Genomic DNA, 14,388 nt, shown 5'->3' on the forward strand with positions numbered 1-14,388 from the left:
TTGCCTTGGACCACGCTGCGCCAGAAAGGCAGCGATGGTTCAGTTCAGGCTTTAAGAAACCAGACCCAATGAAGGAGAGAGGTTTTGTAGTTGTCGCATTTTTTTCTCCTTTCAGCAGAGGGTGGTTGATGGATAGATATTGATCATAGCTGACACTTTTAGGTTTTGGCAAGTTAATTCAAATACATAAAAATCTGCCAGATACCTTGTAGATGCGTTGTAGATGCTTTAGGCCGGTTTATGATTTCAGTGCAAAGGCCATCCTGATGTGATTTATGTTTTTATATTTACATGACTTATAGTTATGAAATAAATGCTAATTATCTGGAAATATAGTAGAAATTTTAGTAATATTTGAAAGCTGCTACTTATGGTGCCTTATCTGAGTGTGGATTCGTGCCACCGCGAGCATCCCTCTGCAAATCGTTGACCGATAACCTGTACATTCTGGTGAAGTCTGCTTTGCAGCAAGCGTTCCCAATGTTCCCAATAGCGAGGTAGACATGGCCTACAAATCAGAACCCAGGCAGAAGGCTGCGCAACACAGGGATGAAGCATCCGCCAAGACATCAGCACAACGCAAGGCTGACACCTCTTTTGTCGATAAGCGCGCATCTGCGACGTCACAGTTACAGTTAAAAGCCATGATGGATGCCAGTCCAAGGCATGCCAGTTTGCGCAATTTAAAACAACTGATGACAAACCATGCCGGCCTGGACACTGCCCCTGTGCAAAAACAGGCAAATGAAGAATTATTGCAAGCCAGATTTGCTACTGCTCAGTTGGCGAAAGATGACGAGCTGTTGCAAGGTAAATTCGAACCCGCACAACGCGCCAAAGATGAAGAACTCATGCAAGGCAAATTTGCAACCACTCAACTGGCAAAGGAAGAAGAGCTGTTGCAAGGCAAGTTCGAACAGGTGCAGCGCGTGAAAGAAGAGGATCTTCTACAGGGGAAGTTTGAAACAGCGCAACTGGCAAAAGATGAAGAACTGTTGCAGGGAAAATTCGAGCCAGCGCAACGCGTGGTTGAAGAAGACCCTCTGCAAGGGAAATTTGAAACAGCGCAGCTGGCAAAAGATGAAGAATTATTACAAGGTAAATTTGCCTCTGCCGGTGCCACGACGCAATTGCAGCAAGCATCAACTATTGCAAACGACACCGGTCTGCCCAAGCAATTAAAGGCTGGCGTAGAAGCCTTGTCAGGCATGAGCCTTGATCATGTCAAAGTACATTACAACTCAGCACAACCGGCGCAAATGCAGGCTCACGCCTATGCCCAGGGCAGTGACATCCACCTGGCACCGGGGCAGGAAAAACACTTGCCGCACGAAGCCTGGCATGTCGTGCAACAGGCGCAAGGGCGCGTCAAGCCGACTTTGCAAATGAAGGGCACAGCTGTGAATGACGATGTGGGGCTGGAGACGGAAGCAGATGTGATGGGTGCGAAGGCACAGGCAGTTGGAGTGGGTGTGTTGCAGGGCGTGGCAAAACAATCGACAGCAAGCTGGGTATCTGCATCTTCAGTTCAGTTGTACGCTAACCCTGCGGCAATCTTGCAACGAACGGTAGAAAATATAGGTGGTAAGTGGGTATCTAGTCTTATTCCAGATAAACTATTTACGAAGAAAAAAGCTGCAGATGACGCTGAGGTTGCCTATGTAGAAAGTAGACCTGGTGAAGATAAGTCTGTGAAAGCGGAAGTAAAGGCAGCTCCTGTCGTGGCAAGGGGCGGTCTGAGACCTAATCAAATACCACTGGGAGTATCAAATGTAGGTGGGCATCTTACCACGTTGCACCCTCGATATGGCGCTTATGTACGCATAGTTTGTCTGGTTCTAAATAATGATAACGAATCTAAAGAAGTGCATGTGCACTATCGCCGCAATGGAACAGTACGTGTTACCAAGGCTGAAGGTGGCGGTGGTACTGACCGTGTGGTTGCTGATGCTTCTTTGGCCGCAGAAGCGAAATTGGCTGCTGACGGGCGTCAATAAGACAATACATTTGTATTAAATCTTGTTTAGCTGTTTCTCTATTTTTATCCATTTGATCCATTAATTTCCATTGATGAGCACTTCCTCTTATGCGCCGGCTGAAAAAAAAGAAGTTGAAGAACTTTGGTACATCCTGGAAGAACATCAGCCATTTGCAAAGTCCTTGTTGTGGCAGATGCAGCGTCATTATTTTAACCAGCGTGGTGCTAATGCATGGCGGCATGAAGAAGTACCTCATTATGTGACCAGCAACCCCACTATCGCACAAGCCTATGCAGAAACCGTGTTTGCCTTTTATCAGGACAGGCAAAACAATCAAGTTACACAAGCTCATGCAGAAGTGCTGACACTCTGTGAACTAGGTGCAGGTTCAGGGCGTTTTGCTTTTTATTTCTTGCGGCATTTAATGACTTTGTGCACAGAATATAATGTGCCGCCTTCGGCATTTCTTTATGTGCTGACTGATTTTACCCAGACCAATCTTGATGCCTGGTGCAAGCATGCCAGTTTTCAAGACTGGTTCGCCATTGGCTTGCTGGATGTGGCGCTGTTTGACGTGAATGATGGTGACCAGCTAAACCTGCAAATCAGCGACAAGCGAATTGGCAAGGCGACATTGCAGAATCCCATCGTCGTGCTGGCGAATTATGTATTTGATGGCGTGCCACAAGATTTGCTGTATTTCAAAGATGGCATTGCGCATCATACTTTGGTGTCGCTGGCCAGCGCTGAAAAACCCGATGAACTTGACACCGCCGCCCTGCTGGCGCAATTGCAAGTCCATTCCGAATACCAGATATGTGAACAACCGTTCTATGCAGAGCCAGCATTGCAGGCGCAACTGGAACAATATTGCCACCACATTGATGCGCCAGATGGCGCACATATACTTTTTCCTGCCACCAGCCTGCGTTGCCTGAACCGGCTGCAAGCATTGTCAACAGCAGGCATGATGCTACTGTCGGCAGACAAGGGTAATTGTCAGTTAGCCGGGGTTGTACACGCTGATGCACCGGGCCTAATACTGCATGGCTCGTTTTCCCTGAGTGTGAATTACCACGCCTTTATCGCCTGGTGCGAAGCATCTGGCGGGCTTGCATTGCAACCCTTACATCACCACCAAAGTGTCGCCATTATCTGCCTGTTGTTGGTCGATAATCCTGATGTCCATATTGGCACCCGTCGCGCTTATCAACAGCAAATAGGTAATTTCGGCCCCGATGATTTTTATACCATCAGCAAATGCCTGAATCAGCAAAAAGCGGCGATGGGCGCAGACGCGATTTTTTCGTATATGCGCTTCAACCGCAACGACGCGCATCAACTTATGCGTTTGATCCCCCGTCTTGCGGAGCTCATTCCAGACTTGGATGAAACAGGGATCAGCACGCTGAAACAACTGTTGCACGCCTGCTGGCAAGCCTATTTCCCACTAGGGGAAGAGCGCGATCTGGCATTTGATATGGCAGGCCTGTTTTACGCCATGAATGATTTCCCGGCGGCGCTGCACTATTTTAAGCGCACGCAGGATATCTATGGACGCCATACCGGCACCTTGTTCAATATGGCTGCCTGTCATGAGCAAATGGGGGAATATGAACAGGCACGATCATTGTTGGAAAAACTGCTTGAAGTGGCGCCGGAAAATGAGGCCGCAAGTGTGTTGCTGGCCCAACTGTCTGTTTGATAGATATCTCAATAAATTGATACGGGTTTGAGAAAAACAGCCAGTCAGGTGGTTAAAAAATACTCGTTTTCTTTAATTCAATCTAGCCTATCCCACCAGATTATCAATCAGCTTACGCCAGATCAAAGTCTCAAATGGTTTGTATTCTTTGGGGTGGTAATACATGATTCTGAGTGCCGATCTTGAATTGCCAAGGGCGATATACGCGATGTACACCCGATGACCGTTTGGAGCAGTCGCCGTCACCTCTCCAATAGGGAAATCCTTTTGATCCACACGTCTTGCAATCACATTGGTAAAGCCTGCTTTTAAGTAGTCCGCCTGCATTTCATCCTCGCCACTGAATTTATTGGCGCCAGGAATAAAGCCTACGTTCAACGATAGCCCAATGGTGAAAAAACCATCGCCTATGACAGTGGTCGCATCCTTATTAAAAAAACTGTCCACTTCAGTAGTGGGGCTTTTGATAAACAGGATTGACTGCCCACTGGCCTGACGCACTTCTGTCGAAAACGTAGAAGGGTAGGTCATGACAATTGGCATTTCTGCATGCTCAGCAGCAGTTGCGTTCGGGTGATAAAGATTAACCAGGTTACTCTTGATGAATTTAACATCCTGCGCCATTGCTGAAGCGCTGAACAGGCCGCACATCAGCAGCACAGTGATGCGTATATAACTTATAAAAGACGCAGTTCTAACATCCCATTTACTTGTTAGATAATGTGTTTTTGTGTTCAGGCGTTGAGAAAAAAATGGCCAGTGTTTGATGGTAGACATGGGGTTTCCTGTCGATAGGTGAATTAGCTAAGTCATGCACGTCTATGATTTTAGTTTATTTTTTGCCACACGTATATTTGGTGATTCAAGATATATGATTTTCACTGATATGTTTGTTTCTGGCGTCATCAATCTGTAAAGTTATCCACGCCCCACTTGATCGTAAATGCCGCAATGTATTTGTATGCCGAGTAGTGAAGTAGTGCGGTCACTTGATCAGAGCTTCCTTGGATAAAATTTGATTTACCACGAGGTAGTCACACCATCCTGCGAACGATACTGCCTGAAATATTTTTCCAGATGAATGACAAATGCCAGCACCTTGGCAGACAGATTGTTCTTCATAGGATAAACCGCATGGATGTCCGCATTGGGGAGCTTCCAGTCGCTTAAGACTTCGCGAAGGCGGCCTGATTGCAAATAGGGTGCAACATTCCAGTCTGAACGCAGCAATATGCCCTGTCCTTGCAGCGCCCAGCTGACTGCTGATTCGCCGTCATTGGTCGACACGGTGCCACGCACCTTTACGGTTGCCTGGGTACTCGCATTATGCAGATGCCAGGTACCATAAGTTTCATCACTTTCGCGAATGACGATGCAGCGGTGGCGTTGCAGATCGGTCGGTGTCAGCGGGACGCCGTGGCGTTCAAGATAAATGGGCGAAGCGCATAAGAGACGCCGGTTACTTGCTATTTTTTTTGAAGTGATCCTGGCATCAGGCACTTCGCCAAATCGTATGCAGACATCAAAGCCGTCATCTGAGAGATTGACCGGTCTGTCTGTCAATTGCATCTGCACCTCAACATCGGGGTAGATTTCTACAAAACCGGCGATGGCGGGCGCGATGAATTGCCTGCCAAAACCAAAGCTGGCATTCACGCGCAGCAGTCCTTTGGGGACGGCCTTGCTGCTTGACAGGCGTTGTTCCAGCTCCTCCAGTGCAGCCAGGATTTTTTGTCCTTCGGCCAGATATAGCTCGCCTTCAGGTGTCACCACGGCCCGTCTGGTGGTGCGGTTCAGCAAACGTATGCTGAGGCGCGCTTCCAGATTGGCGAGCCGCCTGCTTACGGCGGCAGTGGACACGCCAAGTTCCTGCGCGGCACCCGAGAGTGTTCCGGCTTTCACTACTTCGGTGAAGAAAGCGACATCAGATACTGAACTCATTTTTGCGTTTAAGTTAAAAACAGTTTGATTTTCAAGTCATTGTAAATCAATTCGCAATAAATTAACTTGTCTTCCATAAGAAGCTTGAACAGGTTCAATCTACAGGAGACTTGCATGACTGAATTACCAGGTACAGCAAAAACGCTATACCAGAAACTGGTGGAAACCCACACGGTAGCAAGGCTGGATGAACAGAACGTGTTGCTGTATGCCGATCTGCACATCATGAACGAGTACACCAGCCCCCAGGCATTTGCAGCATTGACACATGCCAGCAGGAAAGCTGCCCAGCCTGGCCAGAACCTGGGCGTGGTCGACCATATTATTCCCACTCATCCACTGGCGATACGCATGATTACCGAGCCAAATTCTGCCTTGCAGGCATCGAACCTGAAGCGCAATTGCGATTTCCATGGCATACCCCTGTTTGATACCAATGACCGCTTTCAGGGCATAGAGCATGTCATCGCGCCCGAACTTGGCATGGTCAGGCCTGGCATGGTGATACTTTGCGGTGACAGCCACACCACCACCTATGGTGCGTTTGGTGCGCTGGGATTCGGCATCGGCACGTCGGAGGTGGAGCATGTGCTGGCTACGCAGACGCTGGTGTATCGGCTTGCGCTGGACATGCGCATCCATATAGCAGGCCGCTTGCCCACAGGTACAACCGCGAAAGACCTGATCTTGCTGATCATTGGGCAAATCGGCGCGCAAGGTGCGCGCGGTTATGTTGTTGAATTCTGTGGCGAAGCAATAAGCTCGCTGTCTATGGAAGCGCGCATGACCCTGTGCAATATGGCGGTCGAAGCTGGTGCCCGTGGTGCGCTCATTACGCCAGATGCCACCACCATAGCCTATGTAAAGGCGCATTGCCCTGATCTGGTGGGCGATATGCTGGCCATGGCGCAAGCAGACTGGGCTGATCTGTATAGCGACGAAGATGCCATCTTCGACCTTGAGCTGTATTTTGATGCGAACGACGTAGAGCCTTATGTCACCTGGGGTACCAGCCCTGACCAGGCCATTCCCATCACGGCCCGCATCCCGCAAATGCCGACAGACACCAGCAATGCGCTGCATCACACCATGGAGCGCGCGCTTAATTACACAGGTTTGCAGGCTGGTGACGGCGTGGAGGGTTTGCCAGTCGATGTTGTCTTTATTGGGTCTTGTACCAATGCGCGTATCGAAGATCTGCGTGCAGTCGCCGCGATTGTCAAAGGACGCCGCGTTGCGTCTGCCGTTCGCGCCATGATCGTGCCGGGTTCAGGCGAGGTCAGGCGGCAGGCAGAGGCAGAAGGTTTGGCCAGGTTGTTCATTGATGCTGGCTTTGAATGGCGCCAGCCCGGTTGCTCTATGTGTCTGGCCATGAACGACGATGTATTGAGCCCGGGTCAACGCTGCGCATCTACCACCAACCGCAATTTTGAAGGCCGCCAGGGTCGCGGTGCCATTACCCACCTGATGAGCCCTGCCATGGCCGCTGCGGCGGCTGTCACTGGTCACATTACCGATGTGCGCAAATTAGGAGTCCAGGCATGACTGTTCAAACCCGAATCGAAGGCATTGCTGCACCCTTGCCGGTTGCCAACCTGGATACCGATCAAATCATGCCCAAGCAATTTTTGCTACGTATCGACAAGGCTGGTCTGGCCAAGGGGCTGCTCTACGATATGCGTTTTGATCTGGATGGAAATAGCCGCCCTGACTGCGTGCTTAACCAGCCTGAATACGCTGGCACCAGGATATTGGTAGGTGGCCCCAATTTTGGTTGCGGGTCCAGCCGCGAACATGCGGTCTGGGGCCTGCAGCAGTATGGAATTGACGCTGTCATTGCCCCAAGCTTTGGAGAAATTTTCTATTCCAACGCAATGAACAACAAACTCATGCTGGTGGCACTTGCACAGGCTGAGATTGACTTGCTGCTTGCTGATATCAGCAGCCCTTCAGGCAAGCATGTTCTGATCGATGTAGAGGCCATGACAGTGCGCAGCAAGAACCTGACAGCGTCTTTCTCTCTGTCTGAGCGCCATCGCCGCATGTTTCTCGAAGGCCTTGATATGGTGGGCGCAACACTGGCCATGCAACAGCAAATCACGGACTTCGCAACCAGGCATTGGGAACAACGCCCATGGCTAAAAAATCTGGCAAGCAAGACCAGAGACAGTCTGGCTTAAGCAGACGATGCGACCAGGCATTCGTCTGGCGCAATATTAAAAATAATGGAGACAAAAATGCATATTGAAACAGCTTTACCTGCTGAACCTGTCGGCTCAGGTTTTTGGCACAAATTGATGGCGATCCGTATCGGGCCACTGCCGCTACCTGTTTATGTCGTATTGGCTGCCATCACTATTGCCGCCGCCATCAACCACCGTTTGCCGAATGACCTCATCGGCGGTTTGGCCGTCATGATGCTATCGGGCTTCCTGCTAGGTGATCTGGGTAACAGAATTCCGCTACTTAAACACATAGGCGGATCAGCCATCCTATGCCTTTTCGTACCATCGGCACTGCTTGGTTACAATCTGTTTGACCAGGACATGCACAAGGCGCTGACGACAGCAATGAAGACGGCAAACCTGCAATATCTGTACATTGCCTGCCTGGTTGTCGGCAGCATATTGGGCATGAGCCACAAGGTGCTAGTGCAGGGCTTCATACGCATGTTCATTCCGCTGCTGGTCGGCACTGTTGCAGCGGTCAGCGCAGGCCTTGTCGTCGGCATGTTATTGGGTTATGAGATCAAGCATGTGTTCTTCTATATCATCATTCCCATTCTTGGCGGCGGGATTGGTGAAGGCATTTTGCCCTTGTCCATTGCCTATTCAGAAATTACGACAACACCACAAGCGCAAATTGTCGCCACGCTCATCCCTGCTGCGTTGATCGGCAATGTGGTAGCAATTTTGTCCGCGGGTGCCCTCAGTTGGCTGGGCAAGAAGCGTCCGCAACTGAGCGGCAATGGCACCCTGGTAAAAGATGGTAATGACCAGGAACTGCTCGCCAAACAAAACGAAGCACCGCTCAACATCAGTTTGATGGGGGCTGGCCTGTTGCTGACATGCGCCTTTTTTATCCTCGGTTCGGTACTGGCGCCGGTGACCGGCATCCCCGGCCCTATCCTGATGATCATCAGTGCCGCCCTGGTCAAAGTCAGCAAGATCATGCCAGCGAATATGGAACTTGGCGCTTACCAGATGTACCGCTTCATGACCAACAACCTGACCTTTGCGATCCTGGTTGGGTTGGGGACTTTGTTTGTTCCGTGGAACCAGATGATGAATTCTTTTTCTTTTGCCTATTTCGTAGTCTGCGCCTCTATCGTTCTGGCGATGGTGGCAAGCGGGTTTGGCATAGGTTTCCTGATGAAGATGTATCCCGTTGAATCAGCCATCGTTACTGCCTGCCATAGCGGGCTTGGCGGGACAGGTGACGTGGCAATCCTGTCGGCTTCCAATCGTATGGAGATGATGCCCTTCGCGCAAATTTCCACCCGCATCGGCGGCGCATCAATGATCGTCATGGCGACGATATTGATGAAGATTTTTTCTTAAGACAGATAAAAAAGCGCGGAGAATTGCATGTCAGAACTTGAAAAAACCAGAGCACAGGCAGCAGCGTTGCCAGCTACAAAAACAGTTGCCGAAACGCGTACAATCAATCAACGCAGAAGAGCCCTGATCGCTGGTGCCGTGTCAGCAGCGACGCTTTCATTACCCAGTAAAGGATACGCGGTGGCAAATACATCCAGCCCATCTCCAGTGAATGCATCAGCCACGCCGCAAGAGGCCGCGATCGCCAATATGTTCCCGGGCTTTAAGAGCAGCTTGGTTAAAACCAGCGGCACCACCATACAAACACTTGTGGGTGGACAAGGGCCTGCACTGTTGCTGCTACATGGCCATCCCCAAACCCTGGTATGCTGGCATAAAATCGCACCAGCGCTGGCGCAGCATTTTACCGTTGTCCTCACTGATCTGCGCGGCTATGGCGACTCTGGCAAGCCTGACGGTGGCGAGGACCATGCAGGATATTCAAAGCGACTCATGGCGCTTGACCAGGTCGAGGTCATGCAACAACTAGGCTACCACCGCTTTCAGGTGGTTGGCCATGACCGCGGTGGGCGGGTTGTCCACCGCATGCTGCTTGATCATCCAGATGTCATCGAACGCGCCGCCATCCTGGACATCGCTCCTACCGCTACCATGTATGCCTCCACCAACAAGGATTTTGCAAGCCGTTATGTCTGGTGGTTCTTCCTGATTCAGCCAGTACCCCTGCCAGAAAGACTGATAGGTTCCAATCTGGAATTTTATCTTGAACACCACATCAACAAGCAAAACAAGACACCAGGCGCAATCACACCCCAAGCCTATGCAGAATACCGACGCTGCTACACGGCAGAAACCCTGCATGCAGTTTGTGAAGATTATCGCGCTGCGGCATCCATTGACCTTGAACATGATGCCGCCGACGCTGACAAAAAAATCCAGTCCCCCCTGCTTGTCTTGTGGGGCGACAAGGGTGTCGTAGGCAACACCTATGATGTGCTGAAGACCTGGCGGGAAAAATCCATTGATGGCGCAGTCAGCGGCGGCGCACTGCCATGCGGCCACTACCTGCCAGAAGAAGCACCTGAACAGACCCTGCATGCGTTTATGCAATTCTTCCGTCAAACTTAAGGGCAGGGAACTTTAGCAATCCATGCCAGTGTTACGCTGGCATATCTTCATCCACGCTTGCGACCCTGATCACTCAGACCGCAGCACGATAAGCACGGCTTGATATCGCCACCGAGTTGCCATCGGGGTCTTTGACATTCGCGAAAGAATATCCATTAGCCTCATGCGTGCTGCCAAAAACCAGGCCACGTTGCGCACTTTGCTCTTTAAACCCCTCCACATCCCTGACGCTAAACATCAACTTCACACCCACCTGCCCCAGCTTGACGGTCCGGGCAGCCTGATGAATCAGGATACTGGCCCCAGAGGCAGGAGAGTGAAGCTCAATCAAACCTTCAACCATTTCCCCGGTCGTTTCAAAGTCAAAGAACTGGCGATAAAACTCAGCCGTAGCCGACGGGTTTTTCGCATAAATCAGGATGGTGTTTAAAACTGCTGACATGATGTTCCAATGAAAGTCTGGTTGGAATTCGAAACTCAATCATCTGGTCCGGTACGGCCATTTACTGAGCGCTGGAGCGCAACTGTATTAAGGAAAGCTATTTTTTTCAGGGGTATTTGAAATAAAATTTGAAGTGCATAAAAAACCAGGTTTATGTAACCTCATTTCTGTCTGAAATGCCTGAATCATTTCTTACTTCAGGCGGGATTTCTACGATCCATCGAACGTCGAACATGGCAAATGAAATCATTGCTCTTCAAAATCAAAATTCATGTTCAATCCTTCCTTGGGTAAGAATAATAGTTGCTTTTTTTTTGAGAAAAACAGAAATATTCCTTTATCACTCGTCGCTATTTTTATAAGCGAAGAATTTTTGGCCAGGTAAGCGTCAGGCGTTAATTTTCACTTCCAGGCCGCCAGGTGTTAAGCGCGCGTCTTCGTGCGCCCCTTGCCTGTATAAGGCAAGGCAAACATATACAGGCCTGAAAATAATTGCAGAAACAGTGGAGGCAGTGGCGCATAGGTTATCCACGGCGGCGGCTCACCTGTGCTGATGGCTCTCGCTACGAAGTTGGCCAATACCGTCAGCGTGAAAACGATGGACAGCCAGCGATGACTTTGTCTTATCCATTCGTTCCAGCTCATGATGATTTCCCCGATTGTGGCCTGGCTGCGGCCTCGATCATTTTCCAGCCATTGCCGGAAGGGTCGCGGAAACCCGCATCCACGGTGCCGTAACGCTTCACCGGCTCTTGCGTAAATTCCACGCCGCACTTGATCAAACGCTCATAGGTAGCGCGACAGTCATCTACCACAAGCACGTTTGCTGGCATGGCGCCTTTTGCTACCAACTCTTGCAAAGCCCGTGCGGTTGCAGCGTCATGCATAGGTGGGCCTGGCACAAACAAGCCGAGCTGGAAAGAGGGTTGGTCTGGATGCTGGACTGTCAGCCAGCGATAATCACCGTTACGAACATCGGTGTGGACCAGAAACCCCAGCTTACCGACGTAAAATGCTAGCGCTTCATCCTGATCATGCACATACAGACCTGCCACATTAACACCTTGAGTCATATATCCTCCTTAGATTGAGGCCCCAGTTTGCCAGCCGCTTCCACGCGCCGCTTCTCCAAAACTGCTGTATTGAGGTTGGGGCGGTCTATATTGCGCATGACGCACTCCGGGATGTGTTCCCCCGCATGTGGAAGTGCGCGTTCGCGCGTTCGGAGTTCTCTCGGGCTTTCACCAGTAATGTCACGGAAGATGCGGCCGAAAGTGCCAAGGCTGGTCCAGCCGGTTTGAAGGGCGATCTCGGTAACAGGCAGATCAGTGTCGCGCAACAGGGTTTTGGCTCGTTCGATGCGACGTGTGAGCAGGTAACGATGGGGAGGCAAGCCAAAAGCCTTCTTGAATTCGCGCGCGAAGTGTGCCGCTGATACGGCGCTTACCTGTGCCAGCTTGTCGATAGGCCAATCCTCATGGGCAGCCCCGTCCATCCGGTCTTTCGCTCGCAGCAAGCGTCGCAATAATTGGGGACTCTGAGGCATACTATTCTCGCACAAACAAAAACGCCAACCTGATAGGCTGGCGCTGATGACGAAACAGATACTTGGTGGCCCGGGGCGGAATCGAACCACCGACACAAGGATTTTCAAGCTTTGTCATTGTCAATAAAAATCAAAGGCTTACAAAAGTTTTGTTCTACAAAAGCTGAGTGAATGATATCAGCAAAGCCTTTGCCAGCGTGGGGCTTTTTCGTTTTGTAGAATAGAATTTCGTTTTTCAAGTTGCCTATTAATCCAGCATATATAGGAATAGGTGAGGGTGATCCGGCATTATTTCGCAGCACGGATACATATAATTTTGATATTGGAATTATCTCTAAATTTTCAAATCAAAGACTGGTATCCAGCATCAATGTGCGCGATAATGCACCAATAGTGTGATTTTTGTCGCACTATTGAACCATTCTTGGAGATAACACCATGGGAACCGTGCGCAAGACCATCACATTGACTGACAAGCAAGACAGCTGGATTAAAGCTCAAATAGACGCTGGCCAATACACAAACGACAGTGAATACATCCGTGACCTTATCCGCCGTGAACAAGAACGTAGCGTCGAGGTAGAGGCTATCCGTGCTGCTCTGATTGAAGGAGAATCCAGTGGGGAACCCCGTGCTTTTGATACCAGCGCGTTTAAGCAAAGAATGTTGAGTAAGCATGGCTGAGTACCGCCTCGTACCTGCTGCAGAGAATGACCTTGAGGCTATCTGGTCTTATACGGCACTCAAGTGGAGTGTGGAACAAGCCGATCGCTACACTGACATCATGGCATCGGCCTTTGATGAATTGGCACAGTCGCCGAAATTGGCTCCTGCATGTGACCACATCCGGCCAGGTTATCGTCGCCAGACTGTTGAGCGGCACGTGATTTATTTTCGTATCACGTCATATGGTATTGCGATTATCCGCATCCTGCATGATCGGATGGATGCGCCTCGTTATCTGTGAACTCAAAAGTTTACCGTAACGGCTTATAAGTTTGTCTGGATGGTCAATTAGGTCGCTTTGCCATCGATTAAATCATGAATGTGTCCATGTAAATTCCGGCTTCACTTGCGCCGCATTCGAATTTAATTATACTTAGTTTTAACGCAGCATTTCGTCCCGTATTACCATGTTGCTGGTTCGGCCAGGAAGTGGACGCCGCTAGGCAATGACATAAATGAAGCTCGAAGAAAATGGGCGGAACTGGAAGATGTCCAGGCAAAGCCAGATGACAAGACCTTCAGCGTGATAGGCCAACGCTACATGAAAGAGATTCTGCCCACGTTGAAAGCGCACACGCAACGAGACTATAGCCAGTATTTCAAGCTCCTTGACGCTGTATTCGGTGACTTGCCTATTGATAGCATTCGCCCATTTGATGTGGCTGAATACGTGCGCTTACGAGGTGAAACATCAAAGGTACGTGCAAATCGTGAGAAAGCGTTTTTTAGCACTTTGTATAACCATGCCAGGACATGGGGCTACACTGATGCAACGAATCCATGCATCGGCGTTAAAGGTTTTAAAGAAAAGGCACGTGACAGATACGTTGCGGATGATGAATATGCGGCGGTCTGGGCTGTCGCACATCCCACAGTACAAGATGCTATGGATTTGGCTTTGTGTACTGGCCAGCGCCCTGCGGACGTCCTAAAAATTACCATTGCTGACATTTCTGATGGCAAGTTATCCATCAAGCAAAATAAGACTGGCAAAAAATTGAGAATTGCTATTGAGAGGGAGTTAGCTGACGTTATCGCTCGTATCATGGCTAAACCGCGTGACAAGGTGAACAAGGCACTCTTGCAAGATCCAGATGGCCAGCGCCTGACGTATCCCGCAATGCGTTCCAGGTTTGATAAAGCCAGGGAAGAGTCGGGTGTTAATTTTCAGTTTCGTGACTTACGCGCAAAAGCTGCTACTGATACTGAAGACTTGGCGCATGCACAGAGTTTGCTTGGTCATAAAAATAGAACCACTACAGAAATTTATACACGTGATCGAAAAGGTGACTTGGTTAAACCTTTGAATCGTATTGTGTCAGCAAAATAATGTCCTATTGATTATTGGGAAGTTTACGGTC

Annotated in this window: 15 protein-coding genes; 9 read left to right on the top strand and 6 right to left on the bottom strand. The window is 49.8% G+C overall.

Annotation, left to right across the window (positions count from 1 at the left end; genetic code table 11):
• Positions 1-503 precede the first annotated feature (503 nt).
• On the top strand, positions 504-1,997 hold the full coding sequence (locus ACO0LH_RS26375; protein WP_422944129.1) for an eCIS core domain-containing protein: 1,494 nt from the start codon (positions 504-506) through the stop codon (positions 1,995-1,997).
• Between the two features lie 73 nt (positions 1,998-2,070).
• On the top strand, positions 2,071-3,684 hold the full coding sequence (locus ACO0LH_RS26380; protein ID WP_422944130.1) for a tetratricopeptide repeat protein: 1,614 nt from the start codon (positions 2,071-2,073) through the stop codon (positions 3,682-3,684).
• An 87-nt stretch (positions 3,685-3,771) separates the two neighbouring features.
• Here ACO0LH_RS26380 and ACO0LH_RS26385 read toward each other — a convergent pair whose 3' ends face one another.
• Positions 3,772-4,461, bottom strand: a complete 690-nt coding sequence (locus ACO0LH_RS26385; RefSeq protein WP_422944131.1) for a hypothetical protein — start codon at positions 4,459-4,461, stop codon at positions 3,772-3,774.
• A 243-nt stretch (positions 4,462-4,704) separates the two neighbouring features.
• Entirely contained in the window at positions 4,705-5,625 is a 921-nt protein-coding gene (locus tag ACO0LH_RS26390) for a LysR substrate-binding domain-containing protein (RefSeq protein ID WP_422944132.1), read from the bottom strand.
• A 114-nt stretch (positions 5,626-5,739) separates the two neighbouring features.
• Between ACO0LH_RS26390 and leuC the strand changes: the two genes are divergently transcribed.
• Genes leuC through ACO0LH_RS26410 form a run of 4 tightly spaced genes read left to right on the top strand, consistent with a single transcriptional unit; the run spans position 5,740 to position 10,313 of the window.
• Entirely contained in the window at positions 5,740-7,170 is a 1,431-nt protein-coding gene (gene leuC, locus ACO0LH_RS26395; RefSeq protein ID WP_422944133.1) for a 3-isopropylmalate dehydratase large subunit, read from the top strand.
• The gene (leuD, locus tag ACO0LH_RS26400) at positions 7,167-7,805 is read left to right on the top strand and encodes a 3-isopropylmalate dehydratase small subunit (protein ID WP_422944134.1); all 639 of its coding nucleotides are present in this window, start codon (positions 7,167-7,169) and stop codon (positions 7,803-7,805) included. The genes leuC and leuD overlap by 4 nt, the downstream gene beginning before the upstream one ends.
• 57 nt (positions 7,806-7,862) lie before the next feature.
• A complete protein-coding gene (locus tag ACO0LH_RS26405) occupies positions 7,863-9,185 on the top strand; it encodes a 2-hydroxycarboxylate transporter family protein (RefSeq protein WP_422944135.1) in 1,323 nt (440 codons plus the stop codon).
• A gap of 27 nt (positions 9,186-9,212) precedes the next feature.
• A complete protein-coding gene (locus tag ACO0LH_RS26410) occupies positions 9,213-10,313 on the top strand; it encodes an alpha/beta fold hydrolase (RefSeq protein WP_422944136.1) in 1,101 nt (366 codons plus the stop codon).
• A 73-nt stretch (positions 10,314-10,386) separates the two neighbouring features.
• Here ACO0LH_RS26410 and ACO0LH_RS26415 read toward each other — a convergent pair whose 3' ends face one another.
• From ACO0LH_RS26415 to ACO0LH_RS26430, 4 genes are all read right to left on the bottom strand, one after another.
• On the bottom strand, positions 10,387-10,755 hold the full coding sequence (locus ACO0LH_RS26415) for a VOC family protein (protein WP_422944137.1): 369 nt from the start codon (positions 10,753-10,755) through the stop codon (positions 10,387-10,389).
• Positions 10,756-11,178: 423 nt separating this feature from the next.
• Positions 11,179-11,400: a hypothetical protein gene (locus ACO0LH_RS26420; protein ID WP_422944138.1), complete on the bottom strand. Its 222-nt coding sequence runs from the start codon at positions 11,398-11,400 to the stop codon at positions 11,179-11,181.
• A complete protein-coding gene (locus tag ACO0LH_RS26425) occupies positions 11,397-11,828 on the bottom strand; it encodes a VOC family protein (RefSeq protein WP_422944139.1) in 432 nt (143 codons plus the stop codon). The genes ACO0LH_RS26420 and ACO0LH_RS26425 overlap by 4 nt, the downstream gene beginning before the upstream one ends.
• Entirely contained in the window at positions 11,825-12,301 is a 477-nt protein-coding gene (locus ACO0LH_RS26430) for a helix-turn-helix domain-containing protein (protein WP_422944140.1), read from the bottom strand. The genes ACO0LH_RS26425 and ACO0LH_RS26430 overlap by 4 nt, the downstream gene beginning before the upstream one ends.
• Positions 12,302-12,739: 438 nt before the next feature.
• Here ACO0LH_RS26430 and ACO0LH_RS26435 point away from each other — a divergent pair, with 438 nt between their 5' ends.
• The 3 genes from ACO0LH_RS26435 (at position 12,740) to ACO0LH_RS26445 (ending at position 14,357) form a co-directional block, all read left to right on the top strand.
• Positions 12,740-12,985 carry a type II toxin-antitoxin system ParD family antitoxin gene (locus ACO0LH_RS26435; protein ID WP_422944141.1) on the top strand — a complete coding sequence of 82 codons (246 nt, stop codon included), beginning with the start codon at positions 12,740-12,742 and terminating at the stop codon, positions 12,983-12,985.
• Positions 12,978-13,268 (top strand): type II toxin-antitoxin system RelE/ParE family toxin, encoded by a 291-nt coding sequence (locus tag ACO0LH_RS26440; protein WP_422944142.1) that lies wholly within the window; start codon positions 12,978-12,980, stop codon positions 13,266-13,268. Before ACO0LH_RS26435 ends, ACO0LH_RS26440 begins: the two co-directional genes overlap by 8 nt.
• Before the next feature lie 300 nt (positions 13,269-13,568).
• On the top strand, positions 13,569-14,357 hold the full coding sequence (locus ACO0LH_RS26445) for a tyrosine-type recombinase/integrase (RefSeq protein ID WP_422944143.1): 789 nt from the start codon (positions 13,569-13,571) through the stop codon (positions 14,355-14,357).
• Positions 14,358-14,388 lie beyond the last annotated feature (31 nt).

Source organism: Undibacterium sp. TJN19, assembly GCF_049339485.1.
In the GTDB taxonomy this organism is placed as follows: Bacteria; Pseudomonadota; Gammaproteobacteria; order Burkholderiales; family Burkholderiaceae_D; genus Undibacterium.

Coding starts and splice junctions, on each gene's coding strand:
- ACO0LH_RS26375 (WP_422944129.1), top strand. CDS start 504: ATGGCCTACAAATCAGAACCCAGGCAGAAGGCTGCGCAACACAGGGAT.
- ACO0LH_RS26380 (WP_422944130.1), top strand. CDS start 2,071: ATGAGCACTTCCTCTTATGCGCCGGCTGAAAAAAAAGAAGTTGAAGAA.
- ACO0LH_RS26385 (WP_422944131.1), bottom strand. CDS start 4,461: ATGTCTACCATCAAACACTGGCCATTTTTTTCTCAACGCCTGAACACA.
- ACO0LH_RS26390 (WP_422944132.1), bottom strand. CDS start 5,625: ATGAGTTCAGTATCTGATGTCGCTTTCTTCACCGAAGTAGTGAAAGCC.
- leuC (WP_422944133.1), top strand. CDS start 5,740: ATGACTGAATTACCAGGTACAGCAAAAACGCTATACCAGAAACTGGTG.
- leuD (WP_422944134.1), top strand. CDS start 7,167: ATGACTGTTCAAACCCGAATCGAAGGCATTGCTGCACCCTTGCCGGTT.
- ACO0LH_RS26405 (WP_422944135.1), top strand. CDS start 7,863: ATGCATATTGAAACAGCTTTACCTGCTGAACCTGTCGGCTCAGGTTTT.
- ACO0LH_RS26410 (WP_422944136.1), top strand. CDS start 9,213: ATGTCAGAACTTGAAAAAACCAGAGCACAGGCAGCAGCGTTGCCAGCT.
- ACO0LH_RS26415 (WP_422944137.1), bottom strand. CDS start 10,755: ATGTCAGCAGTTTTAAACACCATCCTGATTTATGCGAAAAACCCGTCG.
- ACO0LH_RS26420 (WP_422944138.1), bottom strand. CDS start 11,400: ATGAGCTGGAACGAATGGATAAGACAAAGTCATCGCTGGCTGTCCATC.
- ACO0LH_RS26425 (WP_422944139.1), bottom strand. CDS start 11,828: ATGACTCAAGGTGTTAATGTGGCAGGTCTGTATGTGCATGATCAGGAT.
- ACO0LH_RS26430 (WP_422944140.1), bottom strand. CDS start 12,301: ATGCCTCAGAGTCCCCAATTATTGCGACGCTTGCTGCGAGCGAAAGAC.
- ACO0LH_RS26435 (WP_422944141.1), top strand. CDS start 12,740: ATGGGAACCGTGCGCAAGACCATCACATTGACTGACAAGCAAGACAGC.
- ACO0LH_RS26440 (WP_422944142.1), top strand. CDS start 12,978: ATGGCTGAGTACCGCCTCGTACCTGCTGCAGAGAATGACCTTGAGGCT.
- ACO0LH_RS26445 (WP_422944143.1), top strand. CDS start 13,569: ATGAAAGAGATTCTGCCCACGTTGAAAGCGCACACGCAACGAGACTAT.